Raw genomic sequence first — 17,824 nt, 5'->3', positions numbered from 1 at the left:
GGCCTCGCAACCGTGTGACGATCTGAGCGTCGGCGCGCCGCCGGCACATCCGCCTCGACCTGGGAGCCTCCGATCAGCAGCACCCCCGCCCCGCACGCCCCGCGCCTCTACCGGGCCACCGAGCACCGGCTGGCCGCCGGCGTGGCCGCGGGCATCGCCGAGCACCTGGGCATCCCGGTGCTGCGGGTACGCGTGGCGTTCATGGTGCTGCTCGGGCTGAGCGGGCTCGGGCTGCTGCTCTACGCCGCCTTCTGGGCAGTGGTCCCGCCCCGCCCCGGCGACACCGCCGTCCCGCCCCGCCGTGACCCGGCCCAGCTGCTGCCGTTCGTGGTGATCGGGCTCGGCGTGCTGCTGCTCCAGGTGGTGGCGTTCAACTCGGTGGGCGCGGCCGGCACCGCCGGCTGGCTGGTGGCGATCATCGCGGTCGGCGCGGGCGTCATCTGGCACCAGGCCGCCCCGGAGCGCCGCCGGCAGTGGGGCGACTCGGCGGTGCCCTGGCTGGGCGCGGTGGTGGAGGAGAGCGACAGGCGCGCGTTCGTGCTGCGCTTCATCGGCGGCGGCGTGCTCGTCGCGGTCGGCATCATCGGCGTGGCCGCCGTCTACTCGCCGGCGCAGAACTTCGACGCGGTGCTCAACGGCGTGATCTTCGCGCTGGTCGGGCTGGCCGGCGTGGGTGTGGTCACCGGTCCGGTGCTCTGGCGCACCTGGAACCAGCTCCGCTCCGAGCGGGAGGGCCGCATCCGGGAGCAGGAGCGCGCCGAACTGGCCGCGATGGTGCACGACCAGGTGCTGCACACGCTGGCCCTGATCCAGCGCAACGCCAGCGACGTCAAGACGGTGCAGCGGCTGGCCCGCGGTCAGGAGCGCTCGCTGCGCAACTGGCTCTACAAACCGACCGCGTCGCCCACCGAGCGCTTCGCGGCCGCGCTGGAGCAGGCCGCCGCCGAGGTGGAGGACACGTTCGCCATCACCGTCGAGGTGGTGGTGGTCGGCGACCGGGAGACCGACGAGAAGGTGGGCGCGATCGTGGCCGCCGCCCGGGAGGCCCTGGTCAACGCGGCCCGGCACGCCGGCGTGCAGACCGTCTCGCTGTACGCCGAGGTGGAGCCGGAGCAGGTGAGCGTGTTCGTCCGGGACCGGGGCAAGGGCTTCGACCCGGATACGGTGGAGAATCACCGGCACGGCGTCCGGGGCTCGATCATCGGACGGATGAAGCGGCACGGCGGCCGGGCGGAGATCCGGTCCGAGCCGGGTGAAGGGACCGAGGTCCGGCTGATCCTGCCGATCAGCGGCTCCGGCTCCACGGCGGAAAGGGACAAGTGACATGTCCGAGCAGGAACCGGTCGAGGGTACGGCTCCGCGCGGGCCGCTGCGGGTGTTCCTCGTCGACGACCACGCGATGTTCCGGGCCGGCGTCCGCGCCGAGCTGGGGGCGCGGGTGGAGGTGGTCGGCGAGGCCAGCTCGGTGGCCGAGGCGGTGACCCGGATCGCGGCCACCGCGCCGGACGTGGTGCTGCTCGACGTGCACATGCCCGACGGCGGCGGCCGCGCGGTGCTGGAGGCGATGCGGCGTACCCACCCGCAGGTGCGGTTCCTGGCGCTGAGCGTCTCCGACGCCGCCGAGGACGTGATCGGCCTGATCCGCGCCGGCGCGCGGGGGTACGTCACGAAGACGATCTCGCCGGAGGAGCTGACCGACGCGATCCGGCGGGTGGCCGACGGCGACGCCGTGTTCAGCCCGCGGCTGGCCGGGTTCGTGCTCGACGCGTTCGCCTCCCGGCCGGACGCGCCGGTGGCCGATCCCGAGCTGGACCAGCTCACCAACCGCGAGCGCGAGGTGCTGCGGCTGCTCGCCCGGGGCTACGCGTACAAGGAGATCGCCAAGGAGCTGTACATCTCGATCAAGACGGTCGAGACGCACGTCTCCAACGTGTTGCGCAAGCTCCAGATGTCGAACCGGTACGAGCTGTCCCGCTGGGCCGCCGACCGCCGGCTGGTCTAGGAATCCCGCGTCCGCCGGGGGCGGGGCCTCGGCGGCCTCGTACCCCTGGGTGACGCTGTCGCCCGCTCAGTCGGCGTGGCATCATCCGGACGGACAGAAAACGCGACAGTCGCCTGCCCGTGGGAGGCGCCGAGACCGGCGCGGTGAACGTCACAACCTCCCTGGCGCAGGGATGCTTGTCGACCCTTCTATGCCCGTCTTGCCTGTTCAGGGCCCTATCGTCCGTGCGCTTTGTGATCTTTTCTCAAGTATCGGCAACGTGGCGACCAACTAACGGCTTGATAACGGCACCTTCACGGAAAGGGCCGGTTGGTGTCACAGTGGCAGCACCTCACCCCCCGGTGTGAGGCACCTCGTCGGGCCCGTCGACCACGTGACGCCGTCTTTCGCGCCGCTGCGTGGCCGCCGACCCTGCGCGGTGCCTCGTCCAGGGTGTGGCGCCCGGCGGATCGGTACCCCTGGGGTGTCCCGAATTCCTCTGCGGTAAACCGGTGTCCTGCGGTTCGGGTCGCCGGTGGTGTCACCCCCAAAGACGTGCGTGAAACTCACGACGGAACCAGGTTAGAAAGAGGAGGCCCCTCGGAATGAGAGTCTCGAAGCGGGCGAGCGGCGCGCTCGCGGTGGGCGCGGCATTCGCGCTCGTCGCGTCCGGCTGCTCCAGCGGGAACAACGACGGTGGCGACGCCGGCGCCAGCAAGGACGGCGCGATCGTCATCGACGGCACCCAGCCGGAGAACCCCCTGGTTCCGGCGAACACCACCGAGACCGGTGGCGGCAAGGTCGTCGACTGGCTGTGGAGCGGCCTGGTCGAGTACCCCAACAACGGTGGGGCGCCGCAGAACCTGCTCGCCGAGTCGATCGACACGAGCGACTCGAAGGTCTTCAAGATCAAGATCAAGCAGAACACCAAGTTCCACGACGGCACCACCGTCAAGGCCGAGAGCTTCGTCAAGGCCTGGAACTGGGCTGCGTACGGCCCGAACGGCGCGCAGAACGCCTCCTTCTTCTCCGACATCCAGGGCTTCGACGAGGTCTTCACCGAGGACCCGGACGGCCCGGACGGCCCGCAGAAGGCCCCGGAGCCGAAGGCCAAGGAGATGTCCGGCCTGAAGGTCGTCGACGACTGGAACTTCGAGGTCACGCTCTCCGCGCCGACCGCCGTGTTCCCGACCAAGCTGGGCTACAGCGCCTTCATGCCGCTGCCGGACGCGTTCTTCTCGTCCACCCCGGCCGACTTCGGCAAGAAGCCGATCGGTAACGGCCCGGTGAGCCTCGTCTCCTGGCAGGACGACGTCGAGATCAAGCTGACCCGCTTCGACGACTACAGCCTGCGCGACAAGATGAAGATCAAGGACGTCACCGTCAAGATCTACCAGGACGACACGGCGGCGTACAACGACCTGCTCGCCGGCAACCTGGACTTCCAGCAGCAGGTTCCGGTCTCCGCGCTGGCCGGTGAGAAGTGGAAGACCGACCTGGGCGACCGGGCCATGGCCTCGACCACCCCGTCGACCGGCATCATCGCCTTCCCGATCTACGACAAGCGCTTCCAGAACCCGAAGCTGCGCAAGGCGATCTCGCTGTCCATCGACCGGCAGTCGATCACCGACAAGATCTTCTTCGGTAACCGCAAGCCGGCCGACAGCTGGGCCAACCCGCTGACCCCGGGCGCCGAGCCGGGCAACTGCACCGCCTGCAAGTTCGACGTGGCCCAGGCCAAGCAGCTCCTCCAGGAGGCCGGTGGCTTCCAGGGCAAGCTGACCCTGTCGTACAACGCGGACGCCAGCCACAAGGAGTGGATGGAGGCCGTCGCGCAGCAGATCAAGACCAACCTGAACATCGACGCGGTTGCCGTCGGCGTGCCGACCTTCGCGGTCTTCCGCGCCAACATCAACGCCTACAAGATGACCGGTGCCTACCGGGCCGGTTGGCAGCAGGACTACCCGGACGTCGAGAACTGGATCAACCCGCTCTACGTCACCGGTGGTTCCTCGAACGACGGCAAGTACAGCAACCCGCAGGTGGACGCCCTCGCCAAGGAGGCCTCCGCGGCCCCCAGCCTCGAGGAGGCCCACAAGAAGTTCGCTGAGGCCGTCAAGCTGATCGACCAGGACGTCCCCTCCATGCCGATCTACTTCGGTGGCCAGCAGTCCGGCCACTCGGAGAAGATCAAGAAGCTGGAGCTGTCCAACGTCGGTGAGCTCGACATCACCTCGGTCGAGCTCTGATCCGAACGGTCTGACCCCGGGTCGGGCTCGCCTACCGGTGAGCCCGACCCGGGGCCGTTCCGCGAGGGGGTGTACAACGAACCCCTCGCAACGTTGTCGCCGCCGCGCCGGCCCGCCCCGGCGCTCCCTGTCTGGAGGACCACCCCATGGGCCGTTATCTCTTGAGACGGCTGCTGCAACTCGTGCCGGTGTTCATCGGTACGACGTTCCTGATCTACTGGCTCGTCTGGTCCGTGCCCGGTGACCCCTTCGCCGGTAAGTGCGGCGACCGCGGTTGCCCGCCCAACTACCGGGCCATGATGACCGAGAAGTACAACCTCGACGAGTCGATCTGGGTGCAGTACGCGAGCTACATGAAGAACCTCGTGCAGGGGGACTTCGGGATCACGTTCGGCGGTCGCGAGATCAGCGACATCATCGCCACGTCGTACCCGAACACCCTGAAGCTGGCGGTGGTAGCCCTCGCCATCGAGGCCGTGATCGGTCTCGGCGCGGGCATTCTCACCGGCCTGCGGCGCAACGGCTTCCTGGACAACCTGGTCCTGGTCTCCACCCTCTTCCTGATCGCCCTGCCCGTCTTCGTCATCGGCTTCGTGCTGCAGTGGCTGCTCGGTGTGAAGTGGGGCATCATCAACCCGACCGTGTCCAACGAGATGCGGTTCAGTGAACTGATCGTGCCGGGCTTCGTGCTCGGAAGCGCATCGATGGCGTACATCGCCCGGGTGGCGCGTACGAGCATCGCCGAGAACCGGCGTGCCGACTACGTGCGTACCGCGATCGCCAAGGGCCTGCCCATGCGCCGCGTGGTCGGCGTGCACCTGCTGCGCAACTCGCTCATCCCGGTCGTCACCCTGCTCGGCACCGACCTCGGCGCCCTGATGGGCGGCGCGATCGTGACGGAGGGCATCTTCGGTATCAACGGCATCGGCCGCCAGGTGCTCCGCTCGATCGTGACGAAGGAGAGCGCTACCGTTGTCGGCATCGTGGTGGTGCTGGTGCTCGTCTATCTCATCATGAACCTGGTGGTCGACCTGCTCTACGCCGCCCTCGACCCGAGGATCCGCTATGAGTGACCGTCGCAGCGAACGATTCTTCCCAGCAGTCTGCGCGGGCAACCACGCCCGCGCCGAGCGCAGCGAGGTGCGGGCATGAGTGACCCGAGTACCGCGTCGATCGTGTCGACGCCGCCCGCGACCATGCCCACCGAGGCCGGTTCGGGCGCTCCCACAAACGCCGGCCTGCCGGAGAGCGCGAAGCAGCAGAAGCCCCGTGGCCTGCTCGGCGACGCCTGGATCGACCTGCGCCGCAAGCCGCTGTTCTGGATCTCGGCGACCTTCATCGTGCTGTTCCTCGTGATGGCGGCCTTCCCGTTCCTGTTCACCTCCGGCGACGCCGTGAACGGCACGCTGGAGCGCAGCCGGGTCGAGCCCTCGTCCTCCGCCTGGTTCGGTTACGACGTGCAGGGCCGTGACGTCTACGCCCGGGTCATCTACGGCGCCCGTGCCTCGATCGTGGTCGCGGTGGTCTCCACCGTCCTGACGCTTCTCGTCGGTGGCGCGATGGGCATCATCGCCGGCTACCGCGGCGGCTGGGTGGACGCGCTGCTGTCCCGCGTGGCGGACATCTTCTTCGGCCTGCCGTTCGTGCTCGGATCGATCGTCATCCTGACCACGTTCAACGGGTCCGGCAGCGACAACGGCGAGTGGACGATCATGGGCCTGGTCATCCTGTCCCTGAGCGTGCTGAGCTGGCCGGTCGTGATGCGGCTGATGCGCTCCTCGGTGCTCGCCACCAAGGAGGCCGACTACATCGTCGCGGCCCGCGCGCTCGGCGCCGGCACCGGCCGGATCATCCTCAAGCACCTGCTGCCGAACTGCCTGGCCCCGCTGCTGGTCTACGGCACGATCATGGTCGGCTCGTTCATCGGCGCCGAGGCCACGCTCTCGTTCCTGGGCATCGGCCTGAAGAGCCCGGTGGTCTCCTGGGGCATCATGATCAGCGAGGCGCAGAACTACATCCGGGTCTCGCCGTTCCTGCTGTTCTTCCCCTCCGCGTTCCTCGTCACCGCAGTGCTGAGCTTCGTCATGCTCGGCGAGGCGGTCCGCGAGGCCCTCGACCCGAAGCTCCGATAGGGGAACTGAGTTGTCCGACATTCTCGTGTCCGAGCAGTCCTCGCCGGGCGCCGACGGATCCGGCCGCCCCTCGGGCCGCCTGCTCGAGGTCGACGACCTTCGGGTGGAGTTCCGCACCCGGGACGGCGTCGCCAAGGTCATCAACGGAGTCACGTACCACGTCGACGCGGGGGAGACCCTCGCCGTGCTCGGCGAGTCCGGCTCCGGCAAGAGCGTCACCGCGCAGACCATCATGGGCATCCTGGACACCCCGCCCGGCTTCGTCACCGGCGGCAAGGTCCGCTTCCACGGCAAGGACATGCTCACCATGTCCCCCGAGCAGCGGCGGCGGATCCGTGGCGAGGGCATCGCCATGATCTTCCAGGACTCGCTCTCGGCCCTCAACCCGGTTTTCACTGTCGGCTTCCAGATCGCCGAGCAGTTCCGCATCCGGCGCGGCATGAGCCGCTCGGACGCCAAGAAGCGCGCGATCGAGATGCTCGACCAGGTGAAGATCCCCAACGCCAAGGGCCGGTTCAGCAACTACCCGCACCAGTTCTCCGGCGGTATGCGGCAGCGCGCCATGATCGCCATGTCGCTGGCGCTTGACCCCGAGGTGCTGATCGCCGACGAGCCGACCACCGCGCTGGACGTGACGGTGCAGGCCCAGATCATGGACCTGCTGGGCGAACTCCAGCGGGAACGGCAGATGGGCATGATCCTGATCACCCACGACCTCGGCGTGGTCGCCGACGTCGCGGACCGGATCGCGGTCATGTACGCCGGCCGGATCGTCGAGGAAGCCGACGTCTACGACCTGTACCGCAAGCCGGGACACCCGTACACGCTCGGCCTGCTCAACTCGATCCCGCGGATGGACGAGAAGGGGCAGGAGCTCCGCACCATCAAGGGCCTCCCGCCGAACCTGATGAACATCCCGACGGGCTGCGCGTTCAACCCGCGCTGCCCGATGGCGCAGCCGGCGTGCCGGGAGAAGGTCCCGCCGCTGCTGCAACTGGGCAACGGCCGGGCCAGCGCCTGCCACTTCGCCGAGGAACTGGTGAACCGTGACTGAACACATCATCGAGGTCCGCGACCTGGTCAAGCACTACCCCGTGACCCGGGGCGTGGTGTTCAAGAAGACCATCGGCCAGGTCAAGGCGGTCGACGGCGTCTCCTTCGACCTCAAGGCCGGCGAGACGCTCGGCGTGGTCGGCGAGTCGGGCTGCGGCAAGTCGACGCTCGCCCGCGTGCTGATGAACCTGGAGAAGCCGACCTCCGGTCAGGTGCTCTACAAGGGCCAGGACATCTCCAAGCTCTCCGGTGGCGCGCTGCGGCGGCTGCGCCGGCAGATCCAGCTGGTGATGCAGGACCCGTACACCTCGCTGAACCCCCGGATGACTGTGGGTGACCTGATCGGCGAGCCGTTCGAGATCCACCCCGAGGTGGCTCCGCGCGGCAGCCGGCGCGGCAAGGTCAAGGAGCTGCTCGACCTGGTCGGCCTCAACCCGGAGCACATCAACCGGTACCCGCACCAGTTCTCCGGCGGCCAGCGGCAGCGCATCGGCATCGCCCGGGCGCTGGCGCTGCGGCCCGAGGTGATCGTCTGCGACGAGCCGGTGTCGGCCCTGGACGTCTCGATCCAGGCCCAGGTGATGAACCTGCTGGAGAAGCTCCAGGCCGAGTTCGGGCTGTCGTACGTCTTCATCGCCCACGACCTGTCCGTGGTGCGGCACCTCTCCGACCGGGTCGCCGTGATGTACCTGGGCAAGATGGTGGAGATCGGCACCGAGGACGAGATCTACGAGCGGCCGACCCACCCGTACACCCAGGCGCTGCTGTCGGCGGTGCCGGTGCCGGACCCGACCGTGCGCGAGAGCAAGGCGATCATCCGGCTCCAGGGCGACGTGCCGTCGCCGGTAAGCCCGCCCTCGGGCTGCCGGTTCCGCACCCGGTGCTGGAAGGCGCAGGACGTCTGCGCCCAGGAGGTGCCGCTGCTCCAGATCCGGTCGGGCTCGGACCACCCGAGCGCCTGCCACTTCGCGGAGAAGCGGGAGATCGTCGTCACCCACGAGGTGGCCTGATCCGTTCCGGACCGCCTGCCGGCGTCAGCTCGACGCCGGCAGGCGGTTCGTCGTATCCGGGGACGTCACCGCGTCACAGCGGGCCGCGACCGGCGCGCAGCAGCAGGAGCGCGAGCTGCGTGCCGTCGGCGCCGAGCTCGGCGCGGAACCGTTCCAGGATCTCCCGCTCGCGGGAGAGCACCAGCCGGGTGCCGCCGGAGGCCATCCGGGTCGCGCCGACCTCCTGGGAGAGCGCGGCCCGCTCCTGCCAGAGCGCGATGAGGGTGCGGTCGATCTCGTCGATGCGCCGCCGGATCTCACCGATCCGCTCCGCCGCCGCCGCGTCGTCGGTGCCGGTCCGGGCCGCCGCGGCACCGGTCGGGTCGCCGCCGGCCGGCCGGCCGTCGCGCGCCAGGCTGCCGTCCACCACGTCAGTCATCATCGTCGTCCCTCTCGGGGCTCGGGCCCGGTACCCGGATCCCGGAACGAAAACGCCCCGGGCTCTGGGGAGCCCGGGGCGGTTCGTAGGTCTGTGATCAGGCGCGACCCACGGCTGCCGGACTCCCGGTGCCGTAGTAAAAGTAGGAGCGCTGATCGAACACGTCGTCGAGTATGCCGACCACCTGGGCGGGCGCGCAAGAAGACGCACCAACAGGTGAGACGTCGAGCGGTGGCGCGGGCGGGGAAGTGTCCGCCCGGCGGCATAGACTCGGGCTGCGATGCATCCTCTCTTCGACATTCCCACATCCCCGCCCGCGCCGGAGTCCCGGCCCACCCCGGCCCGCCGCTCCGCGGGCGCCGGGTCGGACCCGCAGGCCCTCCTCGACGGCCTGAACGGCCCCCAGCGGGACGCGGTGACCCACGCCGGCTCCCCGCTGCTGATCGTGGCCGGTGCCGGCTCCGGCAAGACCCGGGTGCTGACCAACCGGATCGCCTACCTGCTCGCCGCCCGCGACGTGCACCCCGGCGAGATCATCGCGATCACGTTCACCAACAAGGCCGCCGGCGAGATGAAGGAGCGGGTGGCCGCGCTGGTCGGCCCGCGCGCCCGGCTCATGTGGGTCTCCACGTTCCACTCCGCCTGCGTACGCATCCTGCGGGCCGAGCACGAGCACGCCGGCCTTAAGTCGACGTTCTCGATCTACGACGCGGACGACTCGCGCCGGTTGATGCAGATGGTCGCCCGCGAGCTGGACCTGGACCCGAAGCGCTACCCGGCCCGGGGCCTTGCCGCCCAGGTGTCGAACCTGAAGAACGAGCTGGTCGACCCGGAGGAGTTCGCCGGCCGCGCCAAGGGGCCGAACGAGCGCGCGCTGGCCGAGGCGTACACGCTCTACCAGCGGCGGCTGCGCGAGGCGCACGCGCTGGACTTCGACGACCTGATCATGACGACGGTGCACCTGCTCCAGTCGCACCCGCACGTGGCGGAGAGCTACCGGCGCCGGTTCCGGCACGTGCTCGTCGACGAATACCAGGACACCAACCACGCCCAGTACGTGCTGATCAAGGAGCTGGTCTCCGGCACCGAGGGGATCCCGCCGGCCGAGCTGTGCGTGGTCGGTGACGCCGACCAGTCGATCTACGCGTTCCGTGGCGCGACCATCCGCAACATCCTGGAGTTCGAGCGGGACTTCACCGACGCCCGCACGATCCTGCTGGAGCAGAACTACCGCTCGACCCAGACCATCCTCAACGCGGCAAACGCGGTGATCGACCGCAACACCTCGCGCAAGCCGAAGCGGCTGTGGAGCGACGCCGGGTCCGGCGAGCAGATCGTCGGGTACGTCGCCGACACCGAGCACGCCGAGGCCGACTGGGTGGCCCGGGAGATCGACCGGCTGGTCGACGACGGCGAGACCCGCCCGGGTGACGTGGCGGTGTTCTACCGCACAAACGCCATGTCCCGCGTGTTCGAGGAGGTGTTCATCCGGGTCGGCCTGCCCTACAAGGTGGTCGGCGGGGTGCGCTTCTACGAGCGCAAGGAGGTCCGCGACGCGCTCGCGTACCTGCGCGCGGTGGTGAACGACGACGACACGGTGAGCCTGCGCCGGGTCCTCAACACCCCGCGCCGGGGGATCGGCGAGCGGGCCGAGGCGTGCGTGGAGGCGCTGAGTGCCCGGGACCGCATCTCCTTCGGCGCCGCGCTGCGCCGGGCCAAGGACGCGCCGGGCATCTCGACCCGGGCGGCGAACGGCATCGCCGAGTTCGTCGCGCTGCTCGACGCGGCGCGGGAGCTGGCCGACACCGGCACCCCGGAGGAGGTGCTGGAGGCGGTGCTGACCCGCTCGGGCTACCTCGCCGAGCTGGAGGAGAGCCTCGACCCGCAGGACGCCGGCCGGGTGGACAACCTCCAGGAACTGGTGAGCGTCGCCCGGGAGTACACCGAGCGGATCGAGGCGCTCGGCGCCGACGACGAGCGGGCCACGCTGGCCGGATTCCTGGAGCAGGTGGCGCTGGTCGCCGACGCCGACCAGATCCCCTCCGACGACCCGGACCACCAAGGCGTGGTCACCCTGATGACGCTGCACACCGCCAAGGGCCTGGAGTTCCCGGTGGTCTTCCTGACCGGCCTGGAGGACGGCGTCTTCCCGCACCTGCGCTCGCTCGGCGACACCCGCGAGCTGGAGGAGGAGCGGCGGCTGGCGTACGTGGGCATCACCCGGGCCCGCCAGCGCCTCTACCTGTCCCGCGCGGTGACCCGGTCCGCCTGGGGCGCGCCCGCCTACAACCCGCCGTCGCGGTTCCTGGAGGAGCTGCCGCCGGAGCTGGTCCGCTGGGAGCGCACCGAAGGGTCGTACACCTCGTGGGGTGGCGGGGGCGGTGGTGTCGGTGGCCGGGCGGACCGGCTGGGCCGCGGCGGCTTCGCCGGCGGCACGCCCAAGGCGACCGAGCTGGCGAAGCGGCTGGGCGTGGACGCCAGCCGCCTGGCCACCGCGAGCGAGCTGAAGCAGGCCCCGAAGGTCTCGGCCGGGGACCGGGTCAACCACCAGCGGTACGGCCTGGGCCGGGTGCTGGCGGTGGAGGGTGCCGGACCTGGTGCCCGGGTCCAGATCGACTTCGGCGACCAGACCATGTGGCTGGTGCTGCGGCACGCCCCGATCGACAAGCTCTGAGCGCCGGGCGGTCATAACCAGGCGACACTCAACCCCCGGCGGCACCGGTCGCGTCTTCCTCTGCATCCGCTCGTGGACGCGAGACGGATGCGACCTGGAGGTGGCGTGAGCCGCGACGAGGACGACGAGCAGTTCCGGCTGTTCGTCCAACGACAGTGGGCAAGGCTGCTCCGCACGGCCTACCTGCTGACCGGCGACCGGGGGACGGCCGAGGACCTGGTGCAGTCGGCGCTGGAGAAGACCCATCGGCGCTGGGGGAGGGTGCTGCGCCGGGACGCGCCCGAGGTCTACGTACGCCGGGCGATGGTCAACACGGCCATCTCCTGGCGGCGCCGGCGGCGGCCGCTGGAGGTGCCGCTGCTGACCTCCGACAACGCGCCGGTGCCTGACGCGTACGCGCAGGTGGAGCAGCGGCGACTGCTGCTCACCGCGCTGCGCCGGTTACCGCCCAGAACCCAGGCCGTTCTGGTGCTGCGCTACTTCGAGGATCTCAGCGAGGCGGACACCGCCCGGGTCCTCGGCTGCTCCGTCGGCTCGGTGAAGAGCCAGGCGTCGCGCGGGCTGGCCCGGCTGCGGGCCGAGTTCGCCGCACCCGCCCCCGCGTCCCCGGTACGGCTTCAGGAGGATCCGGCATGACCGAGAGCTTCGTCCGTTCGACGCTCGGTCCCGCGCTGCGGCAGGCCGCGCACGGTGTCGGCGTACCCGATGATCCGTGGCCGGGGTTCGCCAGGCGCGAGCGACGGCACCGGCGCAACCGGCTGATCCGGGCGGCGGTGGCGGCGGTCGTGGCCGCGCTCGTCGGGGTCCAGGCGAACCTGGTGCCCCTCCCGGGCTGGGCGCCCGGCATCGCTGTCGCCGCCGCCCCGGCGGCGCTGCTGGACGCGCCGCCCCGGGGCGCGCTGGCCGGCGATCGGGCCTGGCTGGACGCGCTACGGGAGCGGATCAGCGCCGATCCGGCGATGGGCACCCCCACCGTACTGGGTGGCTCGAAGCCGGACGGCTTCTGGAAGGTCGGCGATCGCGACCGGATCCGTCTGCTCTACGGCAGTGACCGGCCGGGCCGCCGGGTCGCGCTGGTGGCGGTGCCGCTGCGGTTCGGCCTGCTCACCAAGGCGGCGCTGGTCTGGTACGTGGGCCCGGCCGGGGCCGGCGCCGGGCAGATGCGCTACGCCGGTCACAGCGAGGGCGTCGACGACCCGGTCATGACTCTGATGCAGGCCGGTCCGGACGGGGGCGGATTCGCTGTCGTCGTCGGGCCCGTGGAGTCCGCTGTCACGATCAGTGGCGACCCTCGGTACACGCCGAGGGGAACGCTGGAGTACGAGGACATCGCCAGGGCGGACGGCAGCGGGGTCGGGTTCGCCGTCCTGCCTCCCGGGCCGCTGCGGCGCGAACCCGTCGTCCGGGTGAGCCGCGACAACAACGTGCTCTTCCAGGGCGGCCTGGGCGGCGGCCCGTACGCCGGGATCGACCCGACCGCGCGGGAGATGGACGTCCTGCTCACCGCTGCCCGGCGGGGTGCCCGAGGCGCGCCGCTGGCCGACGCCGACCTGCGCGAAGTCGTCGGATGGGCACTCCTCGACAGTCGCCTGCCGGCGGCCGGGACGACGGTACGGGTGCGCTGGTCGGGCAGCGAGGGCGGCCGGCCCGCCGTGCTGCTCACCGTGCAGCCCGCGGGCGGCGGGGTGATCGCGTACGCCACGCACGGCGACCACCGCACCGGCTGGGGGACCGACCTGCGGCTGCTGCTGCCGGCCGAGGGCGCCGACCGGAGGCCGATCGGCTGGCGGATCCGGGCCGACGACGGCACCCGTCCGCCCACCGACCAGGTGCGGGTGATCGCCCCGCCGGACGCGGCCCGCGTCACGGTCACGGTCGGCGGTGAACCCCCGGCCACCGTCACGCTCGACGCGTCGAACGCCGGCACCACCCGGGTGCCGCCGGACCAGCCGGCCACGCTCACCGCGTACGCCACCGACGGCAGCGTCCTCGGCGCCACTCCGGTGCCGCCGGTCGAGGCGGACATGTCGGGCCTGCCCGGCGACAGCCCGGCCACCCGGGTGACCCCCTGACGAAATGGAGGCGTGGCCGAGCCGGAGACGGCTCGGCCACGCCGACGGATCGCCCGCGTCAGCAGGCCACGTCGATGCCCCGGGCACGCAGGAACGGCGCCGGATCGATCTGGTTCCACATCGTGCCCTGGTGCACCTCGAAGTGCAGGTGCGGGCCGGTGGAGTCGCCGGTGGAGCCCTCGTACCCGATGACCTGACCGGCCTTGACCGTGTCGCCCACGGCGACTGCGAGCCGGCTCTGGTGGGCGTAGTGGGTCAGGTAGCCGTTGTGGTGGTCGATGAAGACCGAGATGCCGTAGCCGTCGCCCACGTCACCGGCCTTGACCACGGTGCCCGCCGCGGCGGCGCGGATCGGCGTGCCGGCCGGCATGGCGAAGTCGATGCCGGCGTGCTGGGTGCCCCAGCGGGGCCCGTAGCAGGACGTGATGTCGGCGCCCTTCATCGGGACGACCCAGCTGGGCTTCTTCGCCACAGTCGTCTTCTTGGGCTTCGGCTGGGGCTTCGCGGTCGCCGTCTTCTTCGGCGCCGGGGTGGTCGTGCTCGCGCTCGGGCTCGGCGACGGGCTGGCCGGTACGGCGGACGGGGTGACCGGCTCACGGGCCGAGCGGTCGGCGCGGGCGGCGTCGTCGGCGCGGGCCGCCACGCCGAGGTCGACGGCGGCCGGGGTGGGGTCGGACGGGGCGGTGGTGACGACCACGCCACCGATGCCGAGGCCGAGCACTGCCACCGCGCCGGTGACCACGTAGACGGCGCGCCGGGCTCGGCGCGGGCGCCGGTGCCGGGCGGGAGCGTTGTCCGGGGTGGGGCTGCTGTGCTGCACGGAATCCTTCATCGGTTTCGAGGGGCACGTGACCTCGAAATACTGGTGTCGGTGCAGGTCGCAGCGGGTATGGGGGTGCGGAGGCGGTGGCGCGTGGCCGTCGCGGCACGTCCGGTTTTCCACCGGCCGGCCGGTTCGGCCGAAGAGACGATCTTCGGTGGTTGTGCTCCCGCTCACACTCGTCGGTGTGACGTGGCAGACATCGGCACAGACGAAACCGCCCGGACCGTGCGGTCCGGGCGGTTAAGAGGCGTTACGGAGCGTCAGGATGCGGCTGCGTCGCTGTAAACCGCCTCGACTTCGAGCTGAATGTCCACTCCGCGATCCTTGAGGAACGCCACCGGGTCCTGCGGCTGGCCCTTGACATGGATCTCGAGGTGCAGGTGGGAGCCGTAGGAGTGGCCGGTGTTGCCGACCAGGCCGAGCTGGTCGCCAGCCTTCACCTCCTGGCCCTCCTTGACCGTCACCGCGGAGGAGTGGCCGTAGATGGCCTCGCTGCCGTCGGAGTGCTGGACGATGACGGCGTAGCCGTAGCCGCCGAACCAGCCGGCCTTGGTGACGGTGCCGGCGTGGACCGCCTTGTAGGGCGTGCCCTCCGGGGCGACCAGGTCGATGCCGGTGTGCAGCTTGCCCCAGCGCATGCCGTAGGGGGACTTGAAGTCGTAGCCGTGCAGCGGCAGGAGCCACGGGTCCTGCTCGGCGGCCTTGCGGTCGGAGCGGTCGGAACGGGAGGGGACGTCCGCGCTGTCGGCGCGGGCGGCGGCGTCCTGGCTGGCGACCGAGGCTTGCCGGAGCTCGTCCAGGACCGACGGGTTGACGCTCTTGGCGTCGGGAAGGGCGTTCGCGCCGATGGCGACGATGCCGGCGCCGACGAACGCGGTGGTGACCACCGCGGCGTAGCGGCTCCGCGGGGGGGTGGGTACGCGGCGGCGGCCGCGATAGCGATCGGGCTCAGACGACAGGCGCTGGCGCACGCACACCCTCCGTTGTCGGGGATCCGATGCGACTCCGGACCGTTCGGTGAAGCTCTGTCGAACCTCCGGTGTCGCGTCGTCACCCGTCCGTGGACCTGATGACAACCGTGGACACGTTAGCCAACAGCCACTCCTGTCACAAGCCGAAGCGCCGAAATGCCGATTCGTTATGTCCAATTCCATCCGGCCTTGTCATATCTCGTGCCGCCAGTCGGATGGCCCGTCGACTGCCCATTCGTCGCGGACAGTGACCGAACGGCGGAGGTGTCCGGCTTTCCGCGTACCCGGGTGGGCGGTAGGGGGGCGGCTCGTATGTGGGAAGGTCCGGCCCCGCTTCCCGCCTCCCGTCCGGCCGGGTTACCGTTCGTTCAGGTCAGGAGTGCCGGTGAAAGGTGTGCGCAGATGAGCTCTCGTATCCGGGTCGTCGTCGCGAAGCCCGGCCTGGACGGCCACGACCGGGGAGCGAAGGTGGTCGCCCGTGCCCTGCGTGACGCCGGCATGGAGGTCATCTACACCGGCCTGCACCAGACGCCCGAGCAGATCGTCGAGACCGCCATCCAGGAGGACGCGGACGCGGTCGGCCTGTCGGTGCTCTCCGGCGCGCACATGACGCTGTTCAAGCGCGTCGTCGAACTGCTCACCGAGCGCGACGCCACCGACATCGTGGTGTTCGGCGGCGGCATCATCCCCGAGGCCGACATCCCGGAGCTGGAGCGGCTCGGCGTCGCGAAGATCTTCACCCCGGGTGCCACCACCGGGTCGATCGTCGAGTGGGTACGGGAGAACGTCGCCCAGCCGGTCGGCTGACCCGCCGCGTCGTCGGCCGTCGCTGTCCGGCCGCCGCGTTCCCGGCTCCGGGCACGGGGGAGGGGCCGGACGCACCCCTCACACGCCCGGCCCCTCTATGCACGATGCCCCGCCGCCACCCCTCGACCGACAGGGCATCGGCCGCTCCCGTCGCCGCGCTTGACCAGCGCGCCGACATCACACTCAACGACGCCCCCGACGGGCGGTTACGCCCCGGTCCGGAGATCCCCCGGACGGCTGACGCCCGCGCCCGCCGGGGCGGCCGTGCCCGGCCCGGCCGGACGACGGCCTGTGCATTACCGCACACCCCGCACCCGCTCGGTTGCCGCCCGTTCCCATCTCGTTAGGCTGCGGCAAATGGCCTGTCTCATCTGATGACAGGCGTCAAACTGATTTTCCGAAGCTGGTGGCGGCGCGACGGCGCGCCGCGGAGACGGGACGGGACGCGCAATCGTGGACCTGTACGAGTACCAGGGGCGGGACCTGTTCGAGCGGCACGGCTTGCCCGTGCTCGCCGGCGGCGTCGCCACTACCCCGGAGGAGGCCCGCGCGATCGCCGAACGCCTCGGCGGCCGGGTGGTCGTCAAGGCGCAGGTGAAGGTCGGTGGCCGCGGCAAGGCCGGCGGCGTGAAGCTGGCCGAGGGCGCGGAGGAGACGGTGGCCCGGGCCACCGACATCCTCGGCATGGACATCAAGGGTCACACCGTCCACAAGGTCATGATCACCGTGACCGCGGACGTGGCCGAGGAGTACTACTTCTCGTACCTGCTCGACCGGGCGAACCGCACCTTCCTCTGCATCGCCAGCGTGGCCGGCGGTATGGACATCGAGCAGGTCGCGGCCGAGACCCCGGAGCGGGTCGTGAAGGCGCCGATCGACGCCAACACCGGCGTGGACGAGGCCAAGGCACGCGAGATCGTCACCGCGGCCGGCTTCCCGGCCGAGATCGCCGACCAGGTGGTCGAGGTCGCGGTCAAGCTGTGGCAGGCGTTCGTGGCCGAGGACGCCACGCTCGTCGAGGTGAACCCGCTGGCCACCACCAAGGACGGCAAGCTGCTGCTCCTGGACGCCAAGGTCACCCTCGACGAGAACGCCGGGTTCCGGCACCCGGACCACGAGGCCCTGGTCGACCAGGCGTCGGTGGACCCGCTGGAGCAGGCCGCGAAGGCCAAGGACCTCAACTACGTCAAGCTCGACGGCGAGGTCGGCATCATCGGCAACGGCGCGGGCCTGGTCATGTCCACGCTCGACGTGGTCGCGTACGCGGGCGAGCGGCACGGCGGTGTCAAGCCGGCCAACTTCCTCGACATCGGCGGCGGCGCGAGCGCCGAGGTGATGGCGAACGGGCTGGAGATCGTCCTGTCCGACCCGTCGGTCAAGAGCGTCTTCGTAAACGTCTTCGGCGGCATCACCGCCTGCGACGCGGTAGCCAACGGCATCGTGCAGGCGCTGGCACTGCTGGAGCAGCGCGGCGAGAAGGCCACCAAGCCGCTCGTCGTGCGCCTCGACGGCAACAACGCCGAGGCCGGCCGGGCGATCCTCGACGGCGCGGCCAACCCGCTGATCCAGCGGGTCGACACCATGGACGGCGCGGCCGAGCGGGCCGCCGAGCTGGCAGCTGCGGGGGTCTGACA

General features: G+C 70.7%; 15 protein-coding genes. 12 read left to right on the top strand and 3 right to left on the bottom strand.

Features of this window, described 5'->3' with window-relative positions; translation table 11 throughout:
- Positions 1 to 72: 72 nt before the first annotated feature.
- The 7 genes from O7611_RS24410 to O7611_RS24380 all read left to right on the top strand — a co-directional run bounded on the left by O7611_RS24410 (position 73) and on the right by O7611_RS24380 (position 8,425).
- Positions 73 to 1,323, top strand: coding sequence for an ATP-binding protein (locus O7611_RS24410; RefSeq protein ID WP_194801534.1), 1,251 nt, complete (start codon positions 73 to 75; stop codon positions 1,321 to 1,323).
- Position 1,324: 1 nt separating this feature from the next.
- Complete coding sequence (locus tag O7611_RS24405) at positions 1,325 to 2,002, top strand: response regulator (protein ID WP_030501521.1); 678 nt, start codon at positions 1,325 to 1,327, stop codon at positions 2,000 to 2,002.
- Positions 2,003 to 2,586: 584 nt separating this feature from the next.
- Positions 2,587 to 4,230 (top strand): peptide ABC transporter substrate-binding protein, encoded by a 1,644-nt coding sequence (locus tag O7611_RS24400; protein ID WP_194801360.1) that lies wholly within the window; start codon positions 2,587 to 2,589, stop codon positions 4,228 to 4,230.
- 146 nt (positions 4,231 to 4,376) lie between these two features.
- A complete protein-coding gene (locus tag O7611_RS24395; protein WP_194801359.1) occupies positions 4,377 to 5,303 on the top strand; it encodes an ABC transporter permease in 927 nt (308 codons plus the stop codon).
- A gap of 75 nt (positions 5,304 to 5,378) precedes the next feature.
- On the top strand, positions 5,379 to 6,362 hold the full coding sequence (locus O7611_RS24390; protein ID WP_269697640.1) for an ABC transporter permease: 984 nt from the start codon (positions 5,379 to 5,381) through the stop codon (positions 6,360 to 6,362).
- 25 nt (positions 6,363 to 6,387) lie between these two features.
- Entirely contained in the window at positions 6,388 to 7,416 is a 1,029-nt protein-coding gene (locus O7611_RS24385; protein WP_269698160.1) for an ABC transporter ATP-binding protein, read from the top strand.
- Complete coding sequence (locus O7611_RS24380; RefSeq protein ID WP_194801357.1) at positions 7,409 to 8,425, top strand: ABC transporter ATP-binding protein; 1,017 nt, start codon at positions 7,409 to 7,411, stop codon at positions 8,423 to 8,425. The genes O7611_RS24385 and O7611_RS24380 overlap by 8 nt, the downstream gene beginning before the upstream one ends.
- 73 nt (positions 8,426 to 8,498) lie before the next feature.
- On the opposite strand, the gene O7611_RS24375 is transcribed toward O7611_RS24380, so the two are convergent.
- Positions 8,499 to 8,846 carry a chorismate mutase gene (locus O7611_RS24375; protein WP_194801356.1) on the bottom strand — a complete coding sequence of 116 codons (348 nt, stop codon included), beginning with the start codon at positions 8,844 to 8,846 and terminating at the stop codon, positions 8,499 to 8,501.
- 277 nt (positions 8,847 to 9,123) lie between these two features.
- Here O7611_RS24375 and pcrA point away from each other — a divergent pair, with 277 nt between their 5' ends.
- The 3 genes from pcrA to O7611_RS24360 all read left to right on the top strand — a co-directional run bounded on the left by pcrA (position 9,124) and on the right by O7611_RS24360 (position 13,589).
- Complete coding sequence (gene pcrA / locus O7611_RS24370; protein WP_194801355.1) at positions 9,124 to 11,517, top strand: DNA helicase PcrA; 2,394 nt, start codon at positions 9,124 to 9,126, stop codon at positions 11,515 to 11,517.
- 105 nt (positions 11,518 to 11,622) lie between these two features.
- A complete protein-coding gene (locus O7611_RS24365; protein ID WP_269697639.1) occupies positions 11,623 to 12,153 on the top strand; it encodes a SigE family RNA polymerase sigma factor in 531 nt (176 codons plus the stop codon).
- Positions 12,150 to 13,589, top strand: a complete 1,440-nt coding sequence (locus tag O7611_RS24360) for a hypothetical protein (RefSeq protein WP_194801353.1) — start codon at positions 12,150 to 12,152, stop codon at positions 13,587 to 13,589. The genes O7611_RS24365 and O7611_RS24360 overlap by 4 nt, the downstream gene beginning before the upstream one ends.
- A gap of 58 nt (positions 13,590 to 13,647) precedes the next feature.
- On the opposite strand, the gene O7611_RS24355 is transcribed toward O7611_RS24360, so the two are convergent.
- Both O7611_RS24355 and O7611_RS24350 read right to left on the bottom strand, forming a co-directional pair.
- Positions 13,648 to 14,421, bottom strand: a complete 774-nt coding sequence (locus O7611_RS24355; RefSeq protein WP_194801352.1) for a M23 family metallopeptidase — start codon at positions 14,419 to 14,421, stop codon at positions 13,648 to 13,650.
- Positions 14,422 to 14,672: 251 nt separating this feature from the next.
- Complete coding sequence (locus O7611_RS24350; protein WP_194801351.1) at positions 14,673 to 15,383, bottom strand: M23 family metallopeptidase; 711 nt, start codon at positions 15,381 to 15,383, stop codon at positions 14,673 to 14,675.
- A gap of 402 nt (positions 15,384 to 15,785) precedes the next feature.
- Between O7611_RS24350 and O7611_RS24345 the strand changes: the two genes are divergently transcribed.
- Positions 15,786 to 16,190, top strand: a complete 405-nt coding sequence (locus O7611_RS24345; protein ID WP_013288515.1) for a cobalamin B12-binding domain-containing protein — start codon at positions 15,786 to 15,788, stop codon at positions 16,188 to 16,190.
- A gap of 453 nt (positions 16,191 to 16,643) precedes the next feature.
- Positions 16,644 to 17,822, top strand: coding sequence for an ADP-forming succinate--CoA ligase subunit beta (sucC, locus tag O7611_RS24340; protein ID WP_013288514.1), 1,179 nt, complete (start codon positions 16,644 to 16,646; stop codon positions 17,820 to 17,822).
- Positions 17,823 to 17,824 lie beyond the last annotated feature (2 nt).

The organism is Micromonospora sp. WMMC273, from assembly GCF_027460285.1.
GTDB classification, from domain to species: domain Bacteria; phylum Actinomycetota; class Actinomycetes; order Mycobacteriales; family Micromonosporaceae; genus Micromonospora; species Micromonospora aurantiaca.
This window is presented reverse-complemented; position numbering and strand designations above follow the sequence as displayed.